The organism is Pseudomonas karstica, assembly GCF_009707515.1.
Taxonomy (GTDB): domain Bacteria; phylum Pseudomonadota; class Gammaproteobacteria; order Pseudomonadales; family Pseudomonadaceae; genus Aquipseudomonas; species Aquipseudomonas karstica.
In genome coordinates, this window is record NZ_WLYI01000002.1 from 216,973 (window position 1) to 239,319 (window position 22,347).

Here is a 22,347-nt window from a genome sequence, read left to right on the forward strand (position 1 = left end):
CATTCAGCGCGTCCACAACGGAAAGTTGTCCAGCACCTGGTTACCCAGTTCAACGACCTGGCTGGCCAGTAGCGGGCCCACGAACACGATCGTCAGCAGCACCGCCACCAGCTTGACCGCCTGCGGCAGGGTCTGGTCCTGGATCTGGGTCAGGGCCTGCAGCAAACCCACCCCCAGGCCAACGATAATCGCGACAACCAGCGCCGGTGCGGACAAAAGCAGCACCGTCATCAGTGCCTGATTCATCAACGAAAGAAATACATCCTGGCCCATTACGTCCCCCCATAGCTGAGAATCAGGCCATGCATCAAGCGCGACCAGCCGCTCAAGGCGACGAAAAGAAAGAGTTTCAGCGGTATGGAAATCAGCGTCGGTGACACCATGGACATACCCATGGCCATCAATACATTGGCCACCAGCAAATCCACCACCAGAAACGGCACATACAGCAGAAAACCGATCTCGAACGCGCGGGTCAGCTCAGAACTGACGAACGCCGGCACCAGCACCACCAGGTCATCGTCGCGCAGGTCGGCCCGGGCTTCGGGGGACCAGATGGTTTCAGTGGCCTGGATAAAAAAACCGCGCTCGCTTTCGTTGGCGAAGCGCGCAAGGTGTGCCTGCAATGGCGGCCTCAGTGCATCACCGAAGGCGGTAAGTTGTTCGATATTCTCGATGTTGAGATCGCGGCCCTGCACCTGCCGGTACATGTCGCCAATCAACGGTGTGGTGACGTAGACCGACAGGATCAGGGCGATGCCGTACAGCACCATATTGGGCGGTGTCTGTTGCACGCCCAGGGCGTTACGGATCAGAAACAGCACCACGGAAATTTTCATGAAGCCGGTCAGGGTCACCACCGCCAGCGGGATCAAACCGATGGTGGCGACGACAACGATGATTTCAATCAAGTTGGGCTGGTAGCCATTCATGATGCGGCGATACTCAACACTCGTACGCCCAGGCCGGGACCGATCCTGACCAGTTGCCCCTGGCCGACGCGACGCCCGTTGACCATCAGGTCCACACTGTCCTGGCGTTGCTCGGTGAACGACAGCAGGCTGCCCTCACCCAGTTCGCGCAGTTGCGCCAGGGTCAATTCGACACTACCGGCCTGGCAGACCATTTTCAGCGGCAGTTCGTCCAGGCACGAATCCAGGCTCTGCCCGTGCGGTGCTTCACTCATGGTAGGTGCTTGGCTCACAGAGAATTCCTTGGGAAAGTTGATGCACATCGGTGTTTCAAGCAATTTCAGCGTGGTGCCGTGCTGGGCAGCCCGGGCGTACAGACGATGGTTCACCACCAGCCGCACTTGGGCCGTGGGCCAAGGATCGAGCATCACCACGTCGCCTGGATTGAGGCTGCACAGCTCGCCAATACTCAGTTCGGCTTCACCGGCCTCCACCGCCAACCACAGGCGCAGGCCTGTCAACGCATGGAAGGCCGGCGGGGCATGCTGGTCGAGCCATTGCGCGATCTGTTCGCCGGCCTTGGCGCTCAGGTGCAGCACTACGGGCATGGACGAACCGTCGAGCGCGACCCGCGCTGCCAGATGCAACGGGCAAGGTTGCGCGGCCAAAACGGCATGTGCCGGGTCGGTGCGGTCAATGAAACGGATTGTTTGCCTGATCAGGTGCTCCAGGGGTTCGATCAGGCTCAGCAGCGCCAGCTCCAGCAGCATTGCACCAGGCAAGGTCTGCAAGTCCAGGGCAACGGGCACGCCCAGCACGTGCAGCGCCTGCGTTGGCAGGTACAATCTGATCGCCGAGGCATCGCCCTCTTCGCCCAGCCCCAGTAACAGCTCAATCGCCGTGGCGTCAGGCTCGGCAACGCTGCCCCAGTGCACGCCGATGGCCTGGCCTGCACATTCACCGTTCCAGGCTTCGCGGGTGCGATGCAGGCGGTTGTGCAAGTCCAACCATCGAGAGTCGACACAAGTCAGTTGCTCGGCAAAGAGCGTCCAGGGCGGGTCCGGGCGACAGTTCACGCACGACCTCCGGTGGCAATACGAGGAATCTCATCGGCCTCCAACCGGTGTTCGTCGACGCGGCGTTCGAAGCGCTCGCGGTCGTCGAGCAAGGTGTCGCAGGCTTCGCTCTGGCGCTGTCGAGCCACATGGGCAACCCGGAACACTTCGCGCTGGTGCTCGTGGGTTTGCAGGGTGCGGGCCACTTCGCCGACGCTCACTTCCAGCTGTCGCTGCCCCCCCTCGTACAGCGCCTCCAAGTGATCTTGGGCCGCCTGCCAGTCACTGATCGACACACCCTGGCTGATCAACCCGTAGATGCGCTCGGCTTCGCAAGCCAGGGCCTCACGATGCAGACGCAGCTTTTGCTTGGCATCGTCCAGGGCCACGTGAGTTTCCCGACAGCGCTGCTGCTGAGCGACCAGTTGGCTGGACGCACGTTGTTCGCGCAATTGACGCAGGGCTTGAAGGTTGCGCATGTCATTGGTTTTCATTGGACCTCCAGGGTTGTCATGCCATGACCCTGCGCATGTGCTTCAGGGTTTCATCGGGGCTGCTTGGCTCGTTGGCACCTTGGCGCAAGAACGCCTCGATAGCCTCATGCCGCTCAATCGCCTCATCGGCCAGTGGGTCGCTCCCGGCGGCGTATTCACCGACCCGGATCAGCATTTCGATCTCGTTACGCCGTGCCATCAGCTCGCGCATACGCATGGCCAGGTGACGCTGCTCGTCGCCACACACCTGGTCCATCAGTCGACTACGGCTTTGCAGCACATCCACCGCCGGGAAAAAGTTGCGTTGTGCCAGGTCGGCGCTGAGCACGATGTGCCCGTCGAGGATTGAGCGGGTTTCTTCGGCCACCGGGTCCATCGAGGCGTCGCCTTCGGTGAGCACGGTATACAACCCGGTGATGCTGCCGGTCGCGCCGGGGCCGGCGCGTTCAAGCAAGCGTGGCAAGGCCGAGAAGAAAGACGGCGGGTAACCGCGACGGGTCGGCGGCTCGCCCACCGCCAGGCCGATTTCCCGCTGGGCCCGGGCAAAGCGGGTCAGGCTATCCATCAGCAGCAGCACGTTGCGGCCCTGGTCGCGATGGTATTCGGCCAGAGCCGTGGCAACGAAGGCTGCACGCACCCGCTCGGCGGCCGGGCGGTCGGAAGTGGCGACCACCGCAACGGTGCGCCGCCGGGCCTCGGCGCCCATCTGCACATCGAGCAGTTCGCGCACTTCACGGCCTCGCTCACCGATCAGGGCAATGACGATCACGTCGGCATTGGTATTACGCACAATGCTGGCCAGCAACGACGACTTGCCCACCCCCGGTTCACCGAAAATGCCCATGCGCTGGCCCTGGGCCAGGGTCAGCAGGCCGTCGATGCTGCGCACTCCCAAGGACATCGGATGGGCGATCAGTTGACGGCTGAATGGCGCCGGGGGTTCGGCATGCAAGGGGTAACGCAGCAGCACACCCAGCGGCGGGCTGCCATCGAGAAACTCGCCCATGGGGCTGATCACCCTGCCCAACTGCGCATCGCCGACGCTCACCCCCAGGGTCTCGCCGGTGGCGATGATTTCGGTACGGGTCGACAGTCCGTCCATCGAGCCGATGGGCGAGAGGATCGCCTCGTCATCTTCGAAGCCGATGACTTCGGCAGCCAGGCTGCGGCCGCTACCGGGTTCACGCAGTTGACACAGTTCACCAATGTGTACACCGGCAACGCTAGCGCGCAGCAGCACCCCGCGGATGCTGCGGATGGTGCCCTTCATCGGACGCGGCCGGGCATTGGCCAAGCGTTCGGCCAGGCGCGGCAGCAGGTCATGGGGAATCACGGTCACGGCTGTGCCTCGTCGGAGAACGGCAGCAGGTTGCGGCGCAGGTTGAGCAACTGGGTTTCGAGGCTCAGTTCTACCGAACCTACCGGGCTGCTCAACCGTGCCTGGCCACCTTGCAAGCGATCGTCTGGCTCCACGGCAATCGCCGGCAGCCCATACCCTTGCAGCTTGAGCTGCTGGCGCACGGCTTCGGCGTCCTGGCGCGAGACAAACAGGGTCAGGGCCTGGTCCTGGCGGAAGGCCCCCAACGCTTTACGTGCGCAGCGCACCACGCGCTCGGCATCGTCCATGTCATCGAGTATTTCGTGCACAATGCCCAGCGCCAGGTCAGCCAGGGAAGTTTCCAGCCCAGCCAGCCAGGCATCGATCTTCAGCGACGTTTCGCCCAGCAGTGCACTGACCTGTTCGGCCCCCTCCTGGCGGCCGCTTTCAAACCCTTCGGCATGGGCTTGTTGCAACCACTGCTCACTGTCTTGCCTGATGGCTTCGGCCTGGTCACGGGCGGCCTGCAGGAACGCGTAGCCGTCAATCCACAGGTCGGCCTGCTCGGCACGCAGGATACGAACTGCAGGACGGGTTGGCAGCTCGCTCATCGGGCACCCTGCTCTTCAAGCGGTTGGAGGCTCGAAGCGGCGCGGCGCACGATGGCCCGGGCATTGGCCACGGGTGTGGGAGTCACGGGCCCGCCCTCGGCTTGCAGCTCGGTAAAACGCAGGCACAACCAGGGCCGAAGAGCGGCTGGTTGCGCCTGCAGCCAGGCGCTTATACAGCGGGCGCCATCGCGGTCGATGGCTTCAAGCAGTTCGGCTGGCTGGCGCAGCAAGTCGGCACCGCTGCCCAGGGCACGGTTTGCCAACGCCAGGGCAAACACCTCGCTGCCCAGCAAATCGCGCAACTGGTTGACCCTATCGCCACGAATCTCGCGGCTCAGGGTACTGCTATGCAGGATCGCGCCACACAGGCGCGGCAAGCGCTTGAAGGCCTTGGGCGGCAGCAGCAGCACCGGCAGATCGACGGCATCAGGCAGTGGCAGGCTATCAGGGGCTTGCAGTTCATGACTGCTGAGCAGCAAACGCAGCAAGCGCGCCTGGAAGCGTGGCTGTTTGCGCAAGGCACCCAGTTGCGCGCTGCCGGGGTTATCCGAGAAGCACGCCGCAAGGGGCTGCGTACCGACGAAATCCAGCGGCTGCCCGATCAGACCCTGCCACTGCTGCAACGCGGCATCACTCATTTAACATCCTCCAGCACATACAAGGCTTGGGAGGAGCGTCGTTGCCAGTACTGCCAGCCCAACACGCCGGCCATCGACAGCGCGGCCAGCAGCAGGACCCCGAACAGCATCCAGGCACGGGGCAGGTTGTCTTCGAGCATCCATAGGCCCAGGAAGCTGGCCAGGCGCGGCTGTGCATCGGCGCGACTGCTGCCGGAGGCGGCTTTGATCACAGTGACCGAGACCCCTTCGTAACTCAAACCGGAAATGCCGTTGGCCACCAGGGTTTTGATCTGCGGGATCAACGGATTGATGTCGGTATTGGGGTCGTAGCGCACCAGCACTGAAGCCGACGACGGGGAAATCACCCGTTTGAGCAGGTCATTGTCGGGCAGCACCACATGCACCCGGGCAGAGACCACACCGTCGATCAGCGAAACGCTGTGCGAGAGCTCTTCACTGAGCGCATAGACCATCTGCGCCCTTTCCTGCACCGGGGAAGATACCAGTCCATTATTCTTGAACACGGCCCCCATGTTAGAGAAGGTCTGGCCCGGCAAGCCGGCTTCGTCGAGCAGGCTCATGGCCTCGGCAAAGCGCTTTTCGTCCACCACCACGGTGAGCTGTCCGTTTTCCTGGACTTTGCGAGTCGCCGGCACGCCATCGCGCAGCAGCACTGCGACCATGGCATTGGCCTCGCGCTCACTGAGGTTGGTGTACAGGTCGATATCGCAGCCCTGCAGCAAGCTGGCAAAGGTGAGGACAATCATCAGACGCACGGCATGGCAACGGCGGAACATGGCTTTATTGACCTTTCAAGAGCGTGTTGGCGGCGCCGGAAATCTGCGTCGCGCCACGAACGACCATCTGAGTTTCAATGGAGTAATCGAACATGCGGCCCAATGATTGGACGATTTGGTCGATCTGTTGATCTGCAACCTTTGTTGCCGGCTCGCCCGCAGCGGCACCATTGGGTAGCGATGCGAATTGTTGGGTGCCGGCAGGTGCCACAGCGTTGCCAACCATAGGCCCATTGGTCAGCGCATCGGCACGTTTGGAGAAGTTTTGCGAGCGGTCGATGAAGCCGTTCAGGCGCTCCATCAGGCCTTCACCTATTTGCTGCGGGCCGGCGCCAGCAGGCATGCCCTTGGCGCTGTCAGTCATGTGTTCGAACAGGTTCTGGGAGGCCTGCAGATCGACCTGCCCCCCTGACGGCGGCAGGGCCGCCGTGGCTGTTGTTGCGAGACTTACAGTCATGGCGTGGGCCTATTCGTCGTCGTCCGACTGGGCTTCGTTCAGGATTTCCTGGGCACGAGGCATGATGATGAACTGGCCACCGATAGTAACGGCCTGAGTGATCAGGGCCTCGGTGAGCTCTTCATCGCTCAGCTCGCTCTTGGCGTTGTCCACAGCGGCATTGAACTGCGCTTCAGAGCTGGCAGTAACAGCGGTGTTTTCGCCGATAGGGGTGACTGACATGGTGACTCTCCTTTACTGGGTTGATGAAAGATCGAACGGATAATTGAGCCTACAGGCCTGTGCTTTCATTCTTGTGTCACTGCACCGCCCCTGAATACACGCACGCCGCGCTCGCGGGTCGCCGCCATCGGCGTCGACGTAAGCTGCTGGTTTTGGTGCTGCTCGATCATGGCCAGCCAGGCCGGCGGCCCGGAGACGAACAACTCATCGCCATCGGGCCCGGTGCGCACTGACATAGGCTTGCCATACACATCCCGGCTGGCGACGTACGCCTGTAATTGCTCCAGCTGCCGACCATGGACCTTGAATATTCGCGTATCGGTTTCGGCGTCGGCGGTGAGGTAAAGCACATTGCCGTCGAAGTACCAGGCCAGCCCGTTGAAGTCGCACAGCGCCGCCAGGAAATCCCCGGCAGTTTCGGCGCGTACCCGGCTGCGCGACTGGCCACGCACCTTGTCCGACATGACCACGCTCAGGCCCATGTTATGGCCGAACTCTTCCAGCGCACCGCGCACGTCCTGCTCGACCAGCACATAGGCATAGGGCCGAGTGAACCAGCTCGGCTGCCGGTTGGCAGGGTCCGCTTCAGTGGGATTGGCGGCCAGCGAGTTAAGCGCCGCCATCACCAACGCCAGACCGACAGCAGCCAGTGTCAGGTTGCGCATGAAATTGCTCCCCACAACCGACCTGATGTCCTGACCCGAGCAAAAAAACGCTGTTTTTTACGAATCATGTCAAGAAGATGACTTAAACGTCGGGCAACCTGTCGGGTCTGAGTGATCAACACTCCTTGGTTTTTCCCTCTGCAAAATTCGCCGAAAGAGCTCTGTTCATGCCAAATCGTTTTGCCTACACATCGTTGTTGCTTGCCAGCGTCATGCTTGCTTCCTGCGCCAACCAACCGATCTCCGATGGCAGCTACCAGCGCTACATGCAACTGGCCGGCGACCTGCAAAAACGCGGTGATGCAGGATCTGCCGCGTCCTTGTACGAAAAAGCCACCCAGGAATCGGACGCCCAGATCGAGTCCTGGTTGAAGTTGGGCGAGGCTCGCCTGGCCAGCGGCGATGCGCGTGCCGCCGAGCGCGCCTACCAGCAAGCGCTGGAACGCCAACCCGACAGTGCCGCGGGATTGCTCGGCGTCGGCACTGCCCAACTGCGCCAGGGCAAACTGGAGCGAGCGATCACCTCCCTGACCCAGGCCAGCGCGGGCAACGATGGCCCCGAAGCATTCAACCGCCTGGGTGTGGCGCAGATGCTGCGTGGCCAGCCAGCGGCGGCCCAGGTGGCATTCACCCAAAGCCTGGTCCTGGTTCCCACCAACCTGGATACCCAATGCAACCTGGCACTCGCCTACGCGTTGGGCGGCCAGTCGCAACAGGCGCTGCAAACCATCAAGACGGTACGCGAGTCGCCCCGCGCCCAGGCCAGCCACCAACGCAACGCCCTGCTGGTCATGGTGTTGACCGGCCACGAAAAAGTCCTCAAGACCCAGAGCCTGGAAGACATCACGCCCAAGCAATACACCCGGCTGCTGACCGAGGCCCGACGCATCAAGGCCATCCAAGACCCTGTGATCCAGGCCCGTGAGCTGGGGCTGGTCGGCAGCCGCTGAGCCAAAATGCTTCATTGACCCTCCTGCTTGTCGGCCTTGGCCTGCTGTTCGGCCAACCGCCGGCGCAGCTCTTCACGATCGTAACCTTCGATGTAGACCTGGGCTGCCCGGCCAACCGGAGCGGCCATGGTTGGGCCGGTCGCCCGGCCCTCGATCAGGTCCGAAGGCTGCTCGACCATCTGCAACAACACCAGGTTATTCGCACAACCCGGCGACAGCAGGTGCGAGTAGGCCCCTGCATCGGTATAGAAGCTGTCTTCGACCGGTGGTTCGAGGCAAGCCACTGGCACCCGTTCAATGCGACCATCGGCCCGGATGAAGGCCTGGTAGTCCGGCGAATAACTCACCGGATCAAGCTGCGTTTTGCAGGCAGCCAGTAGCCAGAGCACGCCGAACAGCAGAGCGGTCAGGGGCAGATGGGACGGTTGAGGGTTCATGCTCGCTCCTGGCTCAATTGATGTAGAAACCAAACATGTCGCTACTGCGCGGCCCGCCAGGCGTGTTGGTCGCGCCCGTGAGCTGGGCATCAAGCGGCGTGGCCAGGGCGCGCGTGCGAACCGGTTCTACCAGGTACGGAGTGATCAGGATCACCAATTCGGTTTCGTTGCGCTGAAAGCGCTTGGAGCGGAATAGATTGCCCAGGATTGGCATCTCGCCCAGCATCGGCACTTTCTCGATGTCCTGGGTGCTCTCGCGCTGGAACAATCCGGCAATGGCGAAGGTCTGGCCACTGCCAACCTCGACACGGGTATCGGCACGCCGCACCCGGAACGACGGTACCTGGTAGCCGCCGACAGACACGGTGCTGGAGCCCATCAGGCTGCTGACTTCCGGGCGCACTTGCAGGGCGATGCGGCCGTTGGGCAGCAGGGTCGGGTTGAACATCAGCGAAACACCGTAGGGCTTGTATTCGATCCCTACGGTGTCGCGGTTCACCGGCACCGGCACTGCGACCTCGCCTCCGGCCAGGAAGCTGGCTGTCTGGCCGGTCATGGCGGTGATGTTGGGTTCGGCGAGGATTTCCAGGATGCCATTGCTTTGCAACGCTTCGAGCATCGCATCGATGTTGACGTTGCCCGAAGCCAGCCCGGCGCTGACCACGTTGGAGGCGCCAGAAGCCGCGCTGGACGCCAGGGCGCCGCCAGTCAACAGGCCAAAGGAAAAGGTGCCGTTGTTGAACAGGGCATTCCAATTCACCCCGTAGCGCAGCAACTCCGAGCGCGAGACTTCGGCGAAACGCACCCGCAGGTTGACCTGGGCCGAGCCTGAGTAGGAGGCCGTGTTGAGGGCAGGACCAAAGTCCTGGCCTTCAGTGTTGAGCAGGCTGTTGAGGTCGGTTGCTTCGCCGACGCTGTTGACCATGCCACTGGTCACCATGCGGTTGCCGACGGCGCTCACCTGCACATTGCTCCCGGGGTGCAGGTCTTTCAACGGGCGGATCACTGCCTGGGTGCCTCGGTTGATTGCCAGGCTCAGGCTGGCCAGCTCTTCACCCTCGGCGTCCAGGGCAATCAGGCTGGTTTGCCCGGGCGTCTTGCCGAACACATAGATCACACCAGGCGAAACCACCTGCAGATCAGCGATGCCAGGCTCTGCGACCAGAACCGACTCGACCGGGCCCTGGAAATGCAGGATGCGACCTTCGCCCTGGGCCAGATCCAGGGTGGCCCTGCTGCCCAGGGCGATGTCCTGTGCCCTGGCCAGTTGCGGCAGCAGTACGACTGACACCACAGTGACCCAGAAACCGAAATACACAGGCACGCGCCACAGCGCAAAACACATCATTAAGCAGTCGCCATTGAAGTAAGGGAGACATCACCGGCGGACCGGCGGTCGGTAGTTTCAGTCAAGCTGATGGAGCCGATGGCCTGCAGGTTGTACTCACCGGCCAGCTCGCGGAACGACAGCACCGCCAACTCCAGCTCACCACGCAGCACCAGCCGACGCAGGCTGCGACGCAAATCGGGGTGTACCAACAGGACGCTGCGATCACCTTCGGCCAGGTGCCCGCAAACGGCACGCAATTGGATCAATAATGAACGGCTGGCATGCTCGTTGAGCAACTCGCGCGGGTTGTCGGCTCGGCGCAGGTAAGCACGCAACTGCTCTTCCACCCCGGGGGTCAGCACGAAGGCGGTGATGACACGGTTACGGTCGGCGTACTGGTGGCTGATCTGCCGCGCCAGGCTGGCGCGCAGGTGATCGGCCAGGCGCGCGGCATCCGGCTCACGGGCGCCCCACTCGACCATCGCTTCGAGCAAGGCGCGCTGGTTGCGGATCGACACACCCTCGGCAATCAACAGACGCAGGGTTTCAGCCAGGCGCTGCAAGGGCACGTTGCGTAATACTTCCTTGACCAACTCGTCATAGCTGGCTTCCATGCGCTCCAGAATCCTGCGGGTTTCCTGAATGCCCAGGAAGCTCGCAGCATTACGGCGCAGGCTGCGCTCGATGATCCCTCGCAGGACTTCGGCGACGCTGAGAAAGCCGATACCGGCCTCCTCCAGTAGCCCCTGGTGAGTGCGCTCGATCCATTGCGCCGCACGGCTGTGCAGCGGCGACGGTGCCTCCAGCGCAGGGATTTCCAGTAGCTGGACGTGCACCAGGTCGTCCTTGAGCATCAAGCAACCGACCGGTAACTCGCCCTCGCTGATCGGCACACCCTCGAGTTCGACCACAAAGCCGTTGGCGGGCAGGTTGCGGTCGATGTAGATGTCCGGCACCGGCACCTCGATCCCCAGGTCGCCGCGAAGCTCATGGCACAAGGCTTCGATGCGCTGGCGCAACGGCAGTTCGGGTGCCACCTGGGCCACTTCCAGGCCGATGCTCAGCAGCACGCGGCTGTCCAATGGCTTAGCCAGGGTTTCGTACTGCTCGACCGGTTCGTCTTCAAGCACCGCGACTTCACTGGCCCCTTCCACCACCTCAGCCTGGGGCGTCTTGTCGCGGCGGTAGACCATGAATGCGGCCCCCCCCAGCAACGCCGACAGCCCGATAAATACAATGGCGGGAAAGCCCGGCAACAACGCCACGCCCAACAGGATCAAAGCAGTCAAGCCCAGGGCCTGGGCGCTATAACCCAACTGATGAAGAATCTCATTGCCCAGGTTGCCTTCGGTAGTGCCACTGTTGACCCGGGTCACCACCATACCGGCCGCGACCGAGATCAACAGGGCCGGGATCTGGGCGATCAGGCCGTCGCCGACGGTCAGCAGCGAATAGGTGTGCGCCGCATCGGCGAACGACATATCCCGCTCGACCATGCCGATCATCATGCCGCCCAGCAGGTTGACCGCCAGGATCACCAGGCTGGCAATCGCATCGCCCTTGACGAATTTCATGGCGCCATCCATTGCGCCGAACATCTGGCTTTCACGCTCCAGACGTGAGCGTCGACGGCGGGCTTCATGCTGATCGATATCGCCGTTGCGCAAGTCGTTGTCGATGCTCATCTGCTTGCCTGGCATGGCATCCAGAGTGAAGCGCGCCGCGACCTCGGCCACGCGTTCGGCACCTTTGGTGATCACCACGAACTGGGCCACGGTGATGATCAGGAAGACCACCAAACCAACCACGACTTGGCCTGCGATGACAAAATCGCCAAACGCCTTGACGATGTGCCCGGCGTTGCCATCGAGCAGGATCAGGCGCGTGGTGGTGATCGACAGGGACAGGCGAAACAGGGTACTTAGCAGGATCAGCGGCGGCAGTGCCGAGAACTCCACCGAGTGCTTGATGTAGAAGGCGACGATGAGGATCAGGAGGCTCAGCGAGATGTTCAGGGCGATAAGCGTATCCACCAGCCAGGTTGGCAGCGGAATAATCATCATCACGATAGCCATCAACATGAAGACGACGACAATCACGTCGCTGCGCTGGGCGGCCATGCGAGCCAATGCGTTGAGGCGGTCGAGGAACATTATTGCGCGGCTCTGCGGGCGGTCAGGTAACGTTTGAAACATTGACGCGCCTCATCCTTGCGCCCGCCGCTCCATAGCGCACGGCTGCGCAACAACCAAAGGCCAGAGGACTCCCCTTCCAGTTCGACCATGCGGTCCAGCGCCGACAGTGCGCGCTCGGCCTGGCCGCTGTCGGTAAAGGCCATGACCAGATTTCGCAGCAACATAGTGTCGTCGGGCGCCATCTGGACGGCGATCAACAGCAGCACCAAGGCACGCTGCGACTGGCCGCTGCGGCGATACAACTCGCCCATGCCCTTGAGCAGATCGACGCAGTCCTGTTCCTGACGATTCATGACTCGATCACCTGGGCGCGTTGCTCTTCGAGCAAGCTGCGCAGGGCGATTTCTTCGCTGATCAGTTCATGAGCCAACGCCTTGATTTCGGGCTCGGCATCCAGGGTGGGGATCACGTTGTCCAAGACGTATTCGAGAATTTCCATTGAGCGGCGACTGCCGAACAACTCGGCCGTCATGCCCTCAACGAGGCCCGACTGCTCAACCTCGGCACGCAGCGAACGACGTGCCGACACCGCACGCTGGCCCAGCACCGCCTCGAAGCGTCCACCTTGGCGCGCTTTGGTCGGCTGGACGCTGTCTACCGCCGGGGTTCTTTCGGCGGTTGTCGGTAAGGGAGCACCTGGGTCGATTCTCATAAGGTGAGCGTGAACCTTTCTTCACCACGGGCGAGAATCACCTCATGGTTCTCGATGCGCTCAAGTATCCAATTGTCGGCCAGCGCAGCCCCTGGAAACAGGCGCTCGCCGTTGTCGTTGATCACGTACGGGTTATCGCCGAACCACACCGCCTGAAAACGCACACGGGGCTTGGCGATTTCGTTGCGGGCCACCACACCGGGGAGCAACATAACCTGTTGGCCAAAGTGGCTATCAAAGGCTTGCTGCAAACCAAGCCACTGGCTTTTCTGGGTCGGGCCATAAGACCCATGGGCACTGAGCTGGCCATCGACCTCGCTGACCTTGATCTGGTGCAGGCCTGACCTGGCAAGCTGCTGTTCGAGCCAAGCCCTGGCCTGTACGACGGTCTGCGTCGATTCATGGGGCACGGCCAGCGCAGCGGCTTTATCAGCGGTGTTCAACGCCTGCGGCTCGCCCCGAAAGGCAAAGGCGCCCACGCACAGGAACATCAGCAGCAAGGCGATGATCCACCGCGGCTTGCGCTGCCAGGCGGATGCTCTAGCTGGAGCCGCTATCGGCTCCAGGCATGCGGTGTCGCGATGGAGCGTCAGGCAGGCTTCGCCGATGCGGATGCCCACGGGCAAGTGCGCACGATGCCCCTTGCCCGCAGGAATGAGAATTTCCCGGCCACGGGGACCGCACACGAACACGTCGCCGCCAATCGCCTCGACGGCCACCTGGCCATCGGTGAAACGCAGTGCCATATGACGTTCGGCAATGCCTGCGTCGCTGAGCAACAGATCAGCATTTTCGGCACAGCCAAGAATATAGATGGGCTTGTCCAGGGGCAGGCAACCCCCCTGATGCAGGCCGCGGGTGATACCAAGCACTGGCAGCCCTTTGCCCGTAGCGGCTGCGGTTGGGATCGCGGCGAAGAAAGTCAAGGCCGTCATGGTTGTATTTCCGGAATAAGGCGTGCGGACAAATACCTATGAGGCACAGATAGCGCTGTTATTTTTCAAGGTTCAGCATCGCAGAACAGGCATGCAGGCAGCCGTGAGGCTGCCTGCATGACGGCATCAGTTCTGAGGCCGTTGCTTGGTAGCGTCGAGCTCAGCTTTCTTAGCGGTGGACAGCTCGGTGATCTTGGCCGACTTTTCGATCGCCATGTTGAAGGTGGCTTCCATTTTGGCGATAGCCGAGTCAGCGTTGCCGGAACTTACTGGGGTAGTCTCGCTCATGTTGGTTCTCCTAATCGGTGAGGAATACTTGCGCCGCCAAGCGGCCAACTAATGTTGCCAATCGAAGAATAGGGACTGAACATTACAGTTCAACGTCCAACAGGTGTTTTAATCTCAACGCCGATCATTATCTCGATCGGCCCAGCAGAATAAGCCCCGGGCCACGCGGCCCACCTATCATCCCTGGCAGGCAACCCAAGAGGCTCCTGCAGTAGATCAAAGTGCCAGACAGACTATGCCCCACCAGCAAAATCCAACAAAAAGTTCAAAACAACAATAAATCCCCATGGATCTTTTTATACACAAAAGATCCATCGTTACTAACTAAGCATTGATGGCCAGTTGCAATCAACTCTACGTAAGTTATTTATCGTCACTCGATGCCACCTGAAAAAACGAGCGCAACTCAAGCCGTTACGCTCGCCAGCAGGCTCTCTGCCCGGACTCAGGAAGCGATGGTGCTATCTTCGCCCGGCCACTCCTCGTCAGGGATATCCCAGATATCGCCGTTCGGCACACCGTCGATTTCGTACTGGGTCAGGTAATCGCTCAGGGCATCCGCGAACTTGCCCACCCGTTTCTCCTGCTTGACTTCCTCGATCAGGCCCGGGATGAGCAGTGCCAGCGCAGCCACACCCGCCGCCGCGAAGCCCAGGCCACCCGCTAACATCGAGATCCGCGAAGCGGCAACCGCCGACACGCTCATTGCGCTGGCGCCCGCTTCAACCGCCGAAGCCAGGCCAGCCATGATCCCCAGCGAACCGGCCGTGATATTCATGCCGCCGGCAACCGTATCGCCCTTCCTGAGCGCGTTGACGCCATCGAAGATGCCGTAGGCGCCGGCAGCGATAGCAGCAATGCCACCAATCCCCTTGGCCGCGTTTTCCATGCCCTTGAGGTTGGCGGTCACGCTTTTCAGCGGATCGTCCAACTTTTTGATCAGGTCGCCGAACTGATCACCCGAAAGCTTGCCCTTCACACCCTTGAGGTAATCCTGATAGTTCTTGAGACCACCTTCAGCCAGGAGCGTGGCGGACTGTACCGAACCGGTGGCGATGTCAACGGTCTGCCGCTCGGTCAGCTTCCCGGCGTTGTTGGCGCCCTTGGCGATGGTAATACCGGCCATGAACAACCCGCTCACACCGTGCAGGACGCCTTTGCTCGAAGCCTCCTTGAGCGACGAGTCCTTGCTGAATACATCCAGTGCATCCAGGGTCTTGGTGCCTTGGCGAAGCAGGTCCCAGTCGCCCCTGAAATTGGCCAGGACCTGGTCTGGCGTCGCCACGGTGCCGTCGGCATTGACGAGCAACTGCGGGTTTTCCTTGCTGATCTGCTCGATGATTTTCTTGACCTTGGCCTCATCCAGCTCAGCACCGCCATTGACGCCGAAGGCCACCTTCATATCGTCGAACGAGGCATCCTTGAAGACATTGTCCTGAGCGATCCGGGTGAAGTTTTCGTTGAGCTGTGTGTCGAGCTTGCCAGTGAACTCAGGGTCCAGTGCCGAGTTGTACAGCGTGACTTCAAGGCTGTAGGCACTCATGGCCTCTTCAGGGGTATGGTCCTTGAGCAGCTCATTCAGGCGATCACCTGAAGCCAGCGACTTCTCGTAATAGCTTTCCAATTCGCCATTGGCCTTGGAGCCTTTGACAGCGGCCTGGATTTCACCGGTATTTTCGATGCCCAGCGCGCCCTGGAGGGTCTGCGCAGTACCAAAGAACTCGGCAAGAATCTCCGGCTGCGTGGTCTTGCCATCCTTGGACTTGGCGTCCCATAGCGTATCGAGTGACTTGCCGGACTTGATTTCGTCGTCGTAGGTCTTTTGCAGGGACTCCTTGAGCCCCTTGTTACCTTCCACCAGCTTGATCAATTCACTGGAGCCGTGCTCGCTCACGTACTGACTGACCTCAGGGTCGCTTTGCAGGATCTCGATGTGCGCGTTCACATCGTCAAGCAGCTTCTGGGCATCCGGATGACTGCCCACCTTGTTGGCAATCGTGACCTGCGACTTGTCGTCCTTCCACATGCCGGCAGCGCTGCCCTGGATGATCAATTGCTGGGCGGCCTTGAGATCCTGCAGCACAGCAGCTTTTTCTTCTGCCGAATATTTATCCGGGTGATCGAACACGTCCTTGTTCAAGCCTGCGGTATCGACCTTGGCCAAGGCATTGCTGCCGGCGATCCCCGAGAGCAGCGTGATAACGGAGGTCGCATCCTTGGGTACATTGGCGCTCTTGAGCCAGCCCTGGACATCGGCCCTGCTCAGATCGCCATCAGGATTATTGTCCAGTGGGTTCTTGGCGTTGTCGATGACCTTGAAAGCACCTGGCTGAGACCAGAAATCCAGCGCCTGCTTGGTCTCCTCGTTCAACTGTGAATTCTGGTTCTTGTACTCCTTGATGTCGTCGGCAGTCAGGTACTTGCCCGCACCGGTCTTGCCCTTGATCGCATCGAAGTTTTCATCGAGGATCGCTGCGTACCTGGCGATCTGCTGCGACGCTGGATCGGCATCCGGATTGGTCTTGAGGTAATCCTTGTAGCTGGCGATATCATCGGTTTTCTTGAGATCTGGCAGGGCCGAAAAGCCTTGCTTGCCGAAGTCCTGCAAGCGACCAGCCTCGGTGCCGTGCTTGGCTTCGCCGCTCTTGGTGAAACCGTCCACACTGCTGTTGAACAGATCACCACCGGACTGGGTATTGCCCTTGTCATCGAACATCGTGATGCGGTCCATGACCTGCGCGGCCCGGTAGGCGGCATCAGCATCGCTCTCGTAATCGCCGACCTGGTCCTTGAGCATGTCCTTGACACCACTCTGGTTCCCCAGGTTCTTGAGCATCGGGTTGTCTTCGATGATGTCTTGCGCCGAACGCTTATCCTCTTCCGGGCGATTCCATACGATGCCGATCTTTTCGGCCTGCTCGCGGGCTTCCTTGTTGTCGCCAGCCGACGAAGAGTCCTTGATTTCACCCTTGAGGGCAGAGAAACCCTGCTTGCCGAAGTCCTGCAGGCGACCGGCTTCAGTGCCATTCTTCGCTTCGCCGCTTTTGGTGAAGCCGTCGACGCTGCCGTTGCCTACGTCTTTGCCGGCAATCTTGCTGCCCTTGCCATCGAGGGTCTCGATGTGTTCGAGCACCTGGGTCGCGCGATAGGCGGCGTCCGGATCATTTTCGAAGTCGCCGACCTGCTCCTTGAGCATGTCCTTGACGCTGCTCTGGTTGCCCAGATTCTTGAGCAAGGCATTGTCATTGATGATGTCCTGCGCGGAGCGATCATCCCCTTCAGGGCGTTCCCACTTGATACCCAAGGCCTCGGCTTGTTCACGTACCTTGGGATCATCGCCGGACTTGGACAGATCCTTGAGCTCGCCTTTAAGGTGGGAGAACCCTTGCCGGCCAAAGTCCTGCAGGCGACCCGCCTCGGTGCCGTGCTTGGCATCGCCGCCTTTGGTAAAGCCATCGACCCGGCCGTTATCGATGTCCTTGCTGGCGATCCGTTCACCACCCTCATTATATTTTTCCACGTGCTCAAGCACCTGCTTGGCGCGGTAGGCCGCATCAGGGTCAGTCTCGAAATCGCCGACACGGTCCTTGAGGTTATCCTTCACATCACTCTGGTTGCCCAGGTTCTTGAGCACCGGAGTGTCGTCAATGATGTCCTGGGCCGAGCGGTCGTCGCCTTTTGGCCGCTCCCATTCAATGCCTGCCTCCTTGGCCTGCTTGATCGCCTGGTCCCAGGCCTGGGCAAGCCTGGGGTCTTGTGGCTTGGACGTTATGCCTACAAAACTGACATCTTGAACGGACATTAATGACTCCTTTTCTTAGGGCATGAATGAGTGCAGCGGCGGTGCGAGCCCGCATGGGACGCAGCACTCGCGACAGGTCAGCCAGCGTGAATGCGCACAAACGTGCCACTAGCAGGGTATTAATTGGACGATAGAATCTGCATGCGCCAGCATCATGAAAAGGGAGTATCCCTGCAGAGTGTTACAACAAAACGCATGCGCCAGTCACCCGTTTGCCCATCCATCAGGGCCGGGACGCCATTCGAAGATCAGGCAGCTGTACGAGAGGGATCAGCCTGGCAGGGGCCAGGCTGATGAACACAAGGAATCAGTTCTGAGGACGCTGTTTGGACGAGTCCAGCTCGGTCTTGGCAATGGTGCTCAGCTCAGTGATTTGAGCAGACTTGGCAATCGCGGAGTCGAACACTTCGCTCATATTGGCGAGGGCTTCGGTGGCAGTGCCCTTGAGGCCGCCCTCTGCTGCCCACTCGAAGTTCCACGCGCCGCTGTAGCTGTCAGCACCGGCCACATCGTGAGTTTCGATGGCGGTGAAGACGTCCGAATGGCGCGTCATGTAGTCTGCGGCTGCCGAAACTTCGGCAGGCACCTCTTTGGACGAAGCGTTGGCCAGCGACGAGAGTTCATTACCACTGATCGCGCCCTTGCCTTTCTCTTTCATGTAGTCGGCCAGAATCCGACTGGACTTGGCGATGTCCAATTTAGCATCGAATGCAGAGGCGGAATTGTTCTGCGATGTTGGCGTTGCGCTGCTTGAAGGCGTGACAGTAGACATGGAGAAGCTTCCTTGGCAGGGGTTTCAGGTATTCAATAATTGCTTAATGCCATGACATTCATATTAAAGGATTGGCACAACATGCGACTTCAAGTTATCAACTGCGCAGGTCTTACCCACGGCGGTGGCCAAAATTTCAGATCTCGGACCATGATGCAGGCCGGTGCGCTACTGAACTAACACCTTGGGGGCCCAGATAGCCTGTGACAGGACTCCATTTAATTCAAAAATATATATTAATAACAAAGCCTTAAATAAATTTCATGTCAAAAACCGTCCGTCCAACTCCACTGGATTCCAGAGCTCGCGGGGGAATAATTGGGGGGAAATTTCGGCTCCTTAAAAAGGATGCCCCACCGATGCCCCAAGATAATGCAGTTGTTTTCAAACGAAAACTCAGCGATGCCTTCATCCGCTCGCTGACCGAACCCGGCAAGCACGCTGACGGCGAAGTCCCTGGTCTCTACTTAGAGGTGAGGGCGTCGAATAAGGTCGGAAAACCACCTTCCAAGTTCTGGCACTTGAAGTATCGGCTGCATGACAAGGAGAACCGCTTCTCCATCGGCGCGTAAAGCCGGGTGCTCCGCTGATTGTCGCGGGCAATCAATATGCTTATGCCAGCCAACCGTTATTGCTTGCGGCCTGGGGACAACAGTGGCGACAGCATGGCGCCAGGCCGGATGAAGTGAAGGCCAAGTTAGGAAAAATTCTTCAGGGAGCTGACCCGCCACATTCCGAGGCTGCGGTTCAACAATTGATGCATGACTCTGGATTCGGAGTCGCTACTCGTTCCTTCAGTAGTCAGTTCTGGGGTGCCTGGCTAATGCATAAGACCATTTAAAACGGAACCGATAGACTGCTTCTGGTCCCAATCGACCCGAAGCTGACACCTATTCATGTTTACTAGAAAAATGGTGGATCCGCCATTCATTGGTATTGCGCGAACCTTCCTGGCGCTCGACCTGAATCAACAGGGCCACTGTTACTTCGAATCTGCGCATTCACTCCCTCCGTGCCTCGCTCTGATAGCCTCGTGAAAATTCATTTACATCGACTTGATCGAAACCACTTCCACAAATCGGAATTTTTTTCTAGCCACCCTAGTCGCTTCTTGCTCGGCTAGGAGGGAGCTCAACGTATCGGCCTCATGGACCATCTCGTGCATCTTGCCTTCAAATTCATTGCCCACCCGAAGCGTTACTTTCAGCTTAGGTGTAAATGCTTTCGCGATCTTCTTTTTCTCTGCTGCTTTCGTCGAGTGCGCGATCTCGATATCCGTGAGAGGCTTTTGCACGGGAGGCGCATTGTCCTGCGCAACCGGCTCGTCAGCACCGAACAGCGCCCGGCGCATCTCTTCTTCAGTTAGTTCTGGGTTCATGCCGATTCTCGGAGGGATGTTATGAGTAGCTAATACGATTCTATCAGCATGACGATTTTCTCCAGTAGCGAGTCTCCTCTTGATCAGCTCTAACACCTGGCGGCCGTGCCTGGAGGATTTAGGTTTGCTGTGTATCGATGCGTCCACGTGAAACCGAACCACAGCTGGCTGAAGCGACAGGCGGAAATTGGCCGATTTCTGCCTGTCACGAGGGGCAGAAATCGGCCGATTCTGTTGAAAAAGTCGGCCATGGTTTCCACGGTAGAAAAGTATGCATTTGAGATTGAAATCTGTACTTTGAGCAGAGGATTCGGGGCTCAGATTTCGCGTAGCGACGCGCAATAAAGACGTTTTCAGCGGTCAGTATTGGGGCAGTCTGGACGAACCGACTTTTTCAACAGAATCGACCCAAAGCTGTCGGTCAAAGTGTTTTACAAAAAACTCGTTTGCTGCCGTAATTGACAGTAATTGCAATCCTACGTCCGATTGGGGTTCGATTGCTAGCTACAGGGTGTACCATCAAGTACTGTCCATCAGATATCAGTCAGCCATGCTCACGCTAAGCGAAGAGAGCCGCCAGATTGTAGCTTCTCTGGCGCACCGTGTTGGCCCCGACGCGGACATTGCAAGGATCGCCCAGGCGATTGTTTCAACCTTGCAGGATATGGACGCAGCTCTCACGGCCATCATTGGCCAGCAAGGGGTTGCCGCGCTTTACCGTCGCAGCCTCCAGCTGTGCGCTTCCGCTCATCCGCGTCTGGCCGGCACCTATGACAGCTTGCAGGCCTCGCTGGATGTGACTGCCCTCAATTCCGTGCTCGTTGAGCAAAGCGAAGCCGACGCGTTGTTTTTCGGTCAAGTGTTGTTGACCACGTTTTACGAGCTGCTAACCACGCTGATCGGGCCTTTGCTCACCGCACGTTTGCTTCGTGGCGTGTGGGAGCCTTCTTTGAGCGACACCCCTTCGCAGGAAAATTCGCCATGAGCACCAAAGTGACTATCAACCGCCTGGCCACCGGTGTGCCAGGACTGGACGAGGTGCTGGGCGGAGGATTGCCGGAGTTTTCGTTCAACCTGATCGCAGGCCCGCCTGGCTGTGGCAAAACCACCTTGGCGCATCAGATGATGTTCGCCCTGGCGACGCCCGAGCGACCGGCGCTGTTCTTTACCGTTCTGGGAGAGCCGCCGCTGAAGATGCTACGTTATCAGCAGCAATTCGACTTTTTCGACAGCGAAGCGATCAACCAGTCGATCCGTTATATTAACCTGGCAGACGACACCCTAGCCGGGGATCTGGACGAAGTGCTGCGGCGCATCGTCAGCGAGGTGGAGGCTCACTCCCCGTCACTGGTGTTCGTCGACTCGTTCCGTTCCGTGGTGCTGGCAAGCCAGACCCAGGATAACCCCAACAACAACCTGCCGCAGTTCGTTCAGCAATTGGGCATGTTGATGACCACCTGGCAGGCAACGACCTTCCTCATTGGCGAATACTTCACCGAAACCGACACCAACCCGATTTTCACCGTGGCCGACGGCTTGATCTGGCTGCGCCAGAGCGTTCAGCGCAATTCCATGGTGCGCAAGATGGAAATCATGAAGATGCGCGGTCAGCCGACATTGCCGGGGCTGCACACCTTCCGCATCGCTACGTCGGGGATCAAGGTCTTTGCGCCTGCGACACTCAACTCGGTTGAAGCACCGCTGGAGTTCCCCATCAAGCGCCTGAAAATGGGAGTACCACAGCTCGACGACATGCTGGGCGGTGGCCTGCCCCGTGGTTATTCCTTGCTTGTGGCCGGGCCGTCGGGCTCGGGCAAAAGCATTCTGGCAGCAACCTTCCTCGCCGAGGGCGCGCGCAATGGCGAAACTGGTGTGATCGCGGTATTTGAACAACGGCCTAATCACTCCCAGAACGCTACCCTTGCGGGCCTGATCAAGAGCGACCAGGTCGGTCTGGTGGACAGCCGTGCCCCGGACCTGTCCATAGATGAGACCGTGCAATTGCTGCTCAGCGAGATCAGCCGATTGAAAGCCACTCGAGTGGTGATCGATTCGTTGTCGGGCTTCGAACTAGCGCTGGCACCGACCTTTCGCGAAGACTTTCGCGAGTCATTGTCGCGCATGGTCACGGCGTTGACGAGTGCCGGGGTCAGCGTGTTGATGACTTCCGAGCTGGAAGACCGCTACACCGACCTGCGTTTCAGCCCGTACGGCACGGCATTTCTCACCGACGCCATCATCGTCCAACGCTACATTGAAGTAGAGAGTCGCTTGTTGCGGATCATGGCCGTGGTCAAGGTGCGAGCCAGCGCTCACTCCGATGAGTTGCGCTTGTATCGCATCGACAACAACGGCCTTCAGATCGGTGAAATGCTGCCAGGTCGCGAGGGGCTGCTTGGTGGCCGACCGACAAAACAGAGTTCAGGAGCGGTACGCACAGGAGATAAAAATGATTGAG

Annotated in this window: 24 protein-coding genes and 2 pseudogenes; 5 read left to right on the top strand and 21 right to left on the bottom strand. The window is 59.8% G+C overall.

All coding sequences use genetic code 11. The features are described 5' to 3' along the window. Nucleotides 1–3 precede the first annotated feature (3 nt). The 11 genes from sctS to GIR22_RS02510 all read right to left on the bottom strand — a co-directional run bounded on the left by sctS (nt 4) and on the right by GIR22_RS02510 (nt 7,150). Entirely contained in the window at nt 4–273 is a 270-nt protein-coding gene (gene sctS, locus GIR22_RS02460) for a type III secretion system export apparatus subunit SctS (RefSeq protein WP_154741756.1), read from the bottom strand. Next, complete coding sequence (gene sctR, locus GIR22_RS02465; RefSeq protein WP_154741757.1) at nt 273–932, bottom strand: type III secretion system export apparatus subunit SctR; 660 nt, start codon at nt 930–932, stop codon at nt 273–275. Before sctR ends, sctS begins: the two co-directional genes overlap by 1 nt. Then, entirely contained in the window at nt 929–1,987 is a 1,059-nt protein-coding gene (gene sctQ / locus GIR22_RS02470; RefSeq protein WP_343039630.1) for a type III secretion system cytoplasmic ring protein SctQ, read from the bottom strand. The genes sctR and sctQ overlap by 4 nt, the downstream gene beginning before the upstream one ends. Then, nucleotides 1,984–2,460, bottom strand: a complete 477-nt coding sequence (locus GIR22_RS02475) for a YscO family type III secretion system apparatus protein (protein ID WP_154741758.1) — start codon at nt 2,458–2,460, stop codon at nt 1,984–1,986. Before GIR22_RS02475 ends, sctQ begins: the two co-directional genes overlap by 4 nt. A 16-nt stretch (nt 2,461–2,476) precedes the next feature. Then, nucleotides 2,477–3,790: a FliI/YscN family ATPase gene (locus GIR22_RS02480; RefSeq protein ID WP_377665380.1), complete on the bottom strand. Its 1,314-nt coding sequence runs from the start codon at nt 3,788–3,790 to the stop codon at nt 2,477–2,479. Nucleotides 3,791–3,795: 5 nt separating this feature from the next. Next, a complete protein-coding gene (gene sctL / locus GIR22_RS02485) occupies nt 3,796–4,389 on the bottom strand; it encodes a type III secretion system stator protein SctL (protein WP_154741759.1) in 594 nt (197 codons plus the stop codon). Next, nucleotides 4,386–5,027: a type III secretion protein gene (locus GIR22_RS02490; RefSeq protein ID WP_154741760.1), complete on the bottom strand. Its 642-nt coding sequence runs from the start codon at nt 5,025–5,027 to the stop codon at nt 4,386–4,388. The genes sctL and GIR22_RS02490 overlap by 4 nt, the downstream gene beginning before the upstream one ends. Beyond that, nucleotides 5,024–5,806: a type III secretion system inner membrane ring lipoprotein SctJ gene (gene sctJ / locus GIR22_RS02495; RefSeq protein ID WP_154741761.1), complete on the bottom strand. Its 783-nt coding sequence runs from the start codon at nt 5,804–5,806 to the stop codon at nt 5,024–5,026. The genes GIR22_RS02490 and sctJ overlap by 4 nt, the downstream gene beginning before the upstream one ends. 4 nt (nt 5,807–5,810) lie before the next feature. Further along, complete coding sequence (locus tag GIR22_RS02500; RefSeq protein WP_154741762.1) at nt 5,811–6,263, bottom strand: hypothetical protein; 453 nt, start codon at nt 6,261–6,263, stop codon at nt 5,811–5,813. A gap of 9 nt (nt 6,264–6,272) precedes the next feature. Beyond that, on the bottom strand, nt 6,273–6,485 hold the full coding sequence (locus GIR22_RS02505; RefSeq protein ID WP_017847096.1) for a hypothetical protein: 213 nt from the start codon (nt 6,483–6,485) through the stop codon (nt 6,273–6,275). Nucleotides 6,486–6,550: 65 nt separating this feature from the next. Continuing rightward, nucleotides 6,551–7,150 (bottom strand): type III secretion protein, encoded by a 600-nt coding sequence (locus GIR22_RS02510; RefSeq protein ID WP_154741763.1) that lies wholly within the window; start codon nt 7,148–7,150, stop codon nt 6,551–6,553. A gap of 167 nt (nt 7,151–7,317) precedes the next feature. Between GIR22_RS02510 and GIR22_RS02515 the strand changes: the two genes are divergently transcribed. Then, the gene (locus GIR22_RS02515; protein ID WP_154741764.1) at nt 7,318–8,100 is read left to right on the top strand and encodes a tetratricopeptide repeat protein; all 783 of its coding nucleotides are present in this window, start codon (nt 7,318–7,320) and stop codon (nt 8,098–8,100) included. A gap of 11 nt (nt 8,101–8,111) precedes the next feature. Here GIR22_RS02515 and GIR22_RS02520 read toward each other — a convergent pair whose 3' ends face one another. The 9 genes from GIR22_RS02520 to GIR22_RS02555 all read right to left on the bottom strand — a co-directional run bounded on the left by GIR22_RS02520 (nt 8,112) and on the right by GIR22_RS02555 (nt 18,511). After that, nucleotides 8,112–8,537: a hypothetical protein gene (locus tag GIR22_RS02520; protein ID WP_154741765.1), complete on the bottom strand. Its 426-nt coding sequence runs from the start codon at nt 8,535–8,537 to the stop codon at nt 8,112–8,114. Nucleotides 8,538–8,550: 13 nt separating this feature from the next. Then, a complete protein-coding gene (locus GIR22_RS02525; protein ID WP_377665213.1) occupies nt 8,551–9,885 on the bottom strand; it encodes a type II and III secretion system protein family protein in 1,335 nt (444 codons plus the stop codon). Next, the gene (gene sctV / locus GIR22_RS02530) at nt 9,885–12,023 is read right to left on the bottom strand and encodes a type III secretion system export apparatus subunit SctV (protein ID WP_178122058.1); all 2,139 of its coding nucleotides are present in this window, start codon (nt 12,021–12,023) and stop codon (nt 9,885–9,887) included. The genes GIR22_RS02525 and sctV overlap by 1 nt, the downstream gene beginning before the upstream one ends. Next, the gene (gene sctY, locus GIR22_RS02535) at nt 12,020–12,355 is read right to left on the bottom strand and encodes a type III secretion apparatus assembly chaperone SctY (protein WP_154741767.1); all 336 of its coding nucleotides are present in this window, start codon (nt 12,353–12,355) and stop codon (nt 12,020–12,022) included. The genes sctV and sctY overlap by 4 nt, the downstream gene beginning before the upstream one ends. Then, complete coding sequence (locus tag GIR22_RS02540; RefSeq protein WP_154741768.1) at nt 12,352–12,714, bottom strand: hypothetical protein; 363 nt, start codon at nt 12,712–12,714, stop codon at nt 12,352–12,354. The genes sctY and GIR22_RS02540 overlap by 4 nt, the downstream gene beginning before the upstream one ends. Next, nucleotides 12,711–13,649 carry a SctD/MshK family protein gene (locus GIR22_RS02545; RefSeq protein WP_154741769.1) on the bottom strand — a complete coding sequence of 313 codons (939 nt, stop codon included), beginning with the start codon at nt 13,647–13,649 and terminating at the stop codon, nt 12,711–12,713. The genes GIR22_RS02540 and GIR22_RS02545 overlap by 4 nt, the downstream gene beginning before the upstream one ends. A gap of 126 nt (nt 13,650–13,775) precedes the next feature. Further along, nucleotides 13,776–13,937: a hypothetical protein gene (locus GIR22_RS25910; RefSeq protein ID WP_017847087.1), complete on the bottom strand. Its 162-nt coding sequence runs from the start codon at nt 13,935–13,937 to the stop codon at nt 13,776–13,778. Between the two features lie 445 nt (nt 13,938–14,382). Then, entirely contained in the window at nt 14,383–17,739 is a 3,357-nt protein-coding gene (locus GIR22_RS02550; protein WP_154741770.1) for a type III effector HrpK domain-containing protein, read from the bottom strand. A 307-nt stretch (nt 17,740–18,046) separates the two neighbouring features. Next, complete coding sequence (locus tag GIR22_RS02555) at nt 18,047–18,511, bottom strand: hypothetical protein (protein WP_154741771.1); 465 nt, start codon at nt 18,509–18,511, stop codon at nt 18,047–18,049. Between the two features lie 359 nt (nt 18,512–18,870). On the opposite strand from GIR22_RS02555, the pseudogene GIR22_RS02560 reads away from it, so the two are divergent. Together GIR22_RS02560 and GIR22_RS26225 are read left to right on the top strand one after the other, a co-directional pair. After that, a pseudogene (locus GIR22_RS02560) lies at nt 18,871–19,077 on the top strand (Arm DNA-binding domain-containing protein); the annotation flags it as partial. A gap of 2 nt (nt 19,078–19,079) precedes the next feature. Beyond that, nucleotides 19,080–19,352 (top strand): annotated as a pseudogene (locus tag GIR22_RS26225) (SAM-dependent methyltransferase); the annotation flags it as partial. Between the two features lie 204 nt (nt 19,353–19,556). On the opposite strand, the gene GIR22_RS02570 reads toward GIR22_RS26225, so the two are convergent. Continuing rightward, nucleotides 19,557–19,889, bottom strand: a complete 333-nt coding sequence (locus GIR22_RS02570; RefSeq protein ID WP_154741772.1) for a hypothetical protein — start codon at nt 19,887–19,889, stop codon at nt 19,557–19,559. A 550-nt stretch (nt 19,890–20,439) separates the two neighbouring features. On the opposite strand from GIR22_RS02570, the gene GIR22_RS02575 reads away from it, so the two are divergent. Beyond that, nucleotides 20,440–20,874, top strand: coding sequence for a hypothetical protein (locus GIR22_RS02575; protein ID WP_246207748.1), 435 nt, complete (start codon nt 20,440–20,442; stop codon nt 20,872–20,874). Beyond that, nucleotides 20,871–22,346, top strand: coding sequence for an ATPase domain-containing protein (locus GIR22_RS02580; protein ID WP_154741773.1), 1,476 nt, complete (start codon nt 20,871–20,873; stop codon nt 22,344–22,346). The genes GIR22_RS02575 and GIR22_RS02580 overlap by 4 nt, the downstream gene beginning before the upstream one ends. Nucleotide 22,347: the final 1 nt, after the last annotated feature.

Excerpts from the sequence above, each read along its gene's own strand:
- GIR22_RS02500 (WP_154741762.1), bottom strand. The coding sequence starts at position 6,263 with ATGACTGTAAGTCTCGCAACAACAGCCACGGCGGCCCTGCCGCCGTCA.
- GIR22_RS02545 (WP_154741769.1), bottom strand. The coding sequence starts at position 13,649 with ATGACGGCCTTGACTTTCTTCGCCGCGATCCCAACCGCAGCCGCTACG.
- GIR22_RS02475 (WP_154741758.1), bottom strand. The coding sequence starts at position 2,460 with ATGAAAACCAATGACATGCGCAACCTTCAAGCCCTGCGTCAATTGCGC.
- sctJ (WP_154741761.1), bottom strand. The coding sequence starts at position 5,806 with ATGTTCCGCCGTTGCCATGCCGTGCGTCTGATGATTGTCCTCACCTTT.
- GIR22_RS02515 (WP_154741764.1), top strand. The coding sequence starts at position 7,318 with ATGCCAAATCGTTTTGCCTACACATCGTTGTTGCTTGCCAGCGTCATG.
- sctY (WP_154741767.1), bottom strand. The coding sequence starts at position 12,355 with ATGAATCGTCAGGAACAGGACTGCGTCGATCTGCTCAAGGGCATGGGC.
- sctL (WP_154741759.1), bottom strand. The coding sequence starts at position 4,389 with ATGAGCGAGCTGCCAACCCGTCCTGCAGTTCGTATCCTGCGTGCCGAG.
- GIR22_RS02575 (WP_246207748.1), top strand. The coding sequence starts at position 20,440 with ATGCTCACGCTAAGCGAAGAGAGCCGCCAGATTGTAGCTTCTCTGGCG.
- GIR22_RS02540 (WP_154741768.1), bottom strand. The coding sequence starts at position 12,714 with ATGAGAATCGACCCAGGTGCTCCCTTACCGACAACCGCCGAAAGAACC.
- GIR22_RS02570 (WP_154741772.1), bottom strand. The coding sequence starts at position 19,889 with ATGAACCCAGAACTAACTGAAGAAGAGATGCGCCGGGCGCTGTTCGGT.
- GIR22_RS02510 (WP_154741763.1), bottom strand. The coding sequence starts at position 7,150 with ATGCGCAACCTGACACTGGCTGCTGTCGGTCTGGCGTTGGTGATGGCG.
- GIR22_RS02490 (WP_154741760.1), bottom strand. The coding sequence starts at position 5,027 with ATGAGTGATGCCGCGTTGCAGCAGTGGCAGGGTCTGATCGGGCAGCCG.
- GIR22_RS02525 (WP_377665213.1), bottom strand. The coding sequence starts at position 9,885 with ATGATGTGTTTTGCGCTGTGGCGCGTGCCTGTGTATTTCGGTTTCTGG.
- GIR22_RS02580 (WP_154741773.1), top strand. The coding sequence starts at position 20,871 with ATGAGCACCAAAGTGACTATCAACCGCCTGGCCACCGGTGTGCCAGGA.
- sctR (WP_154741757.1), bottom strand. The coding sequence starts at position 932 with ATGAATGGCTACCAGCCCAACTTGATTGAAATCATCGTTGTCGTCGCC.
- GIR22_RS02550 (WP_154741770.1), bottom strand. The coding sequence starts at position 17,739 with ATGTCCGTTCAAGATGTCAGTTTTGTAGGCATAACGTCCAAGCCACAA.
- GIR22_RS02520 (WP_154741765.1), bottom strand. The coding sequence starts at position 8,537 with ATGAACCCTCAACCGTCCCATCTGCCCCTGACCGCTCTGCTGTTCGGC.
- GIR22_RS25910 (WP_017847087.1), bottom strand. The coding sequence starts at position 13,937 with ATGAGCGAGACTACCCCAGTAAGTTCCGGCAACGCTGACTCGGCTATC.
- GIR22_RS02505 (WP_017847096.1), bottom strand. The coding sequence starts at position 6,485 with ATGTCAGTCACCCCTATCGGCGAAAACACCGCTGTTACTGCCAGCTCT.
- GIR22_RS02555 (WP_154741771.1), bottom strand. The coding sequence starts at position 18,511 with ATGTCTACTGTCACGCCTTCAAGCAGCGCAACGCCAACATCGCAGAAC.
- sctS (WP_154741756.1), bottom strand. The coding sequence starts at position 273 with ATGGGCCAGGATGTATTTCTTTCGTTGATGAATCAGGCACTGATGACG.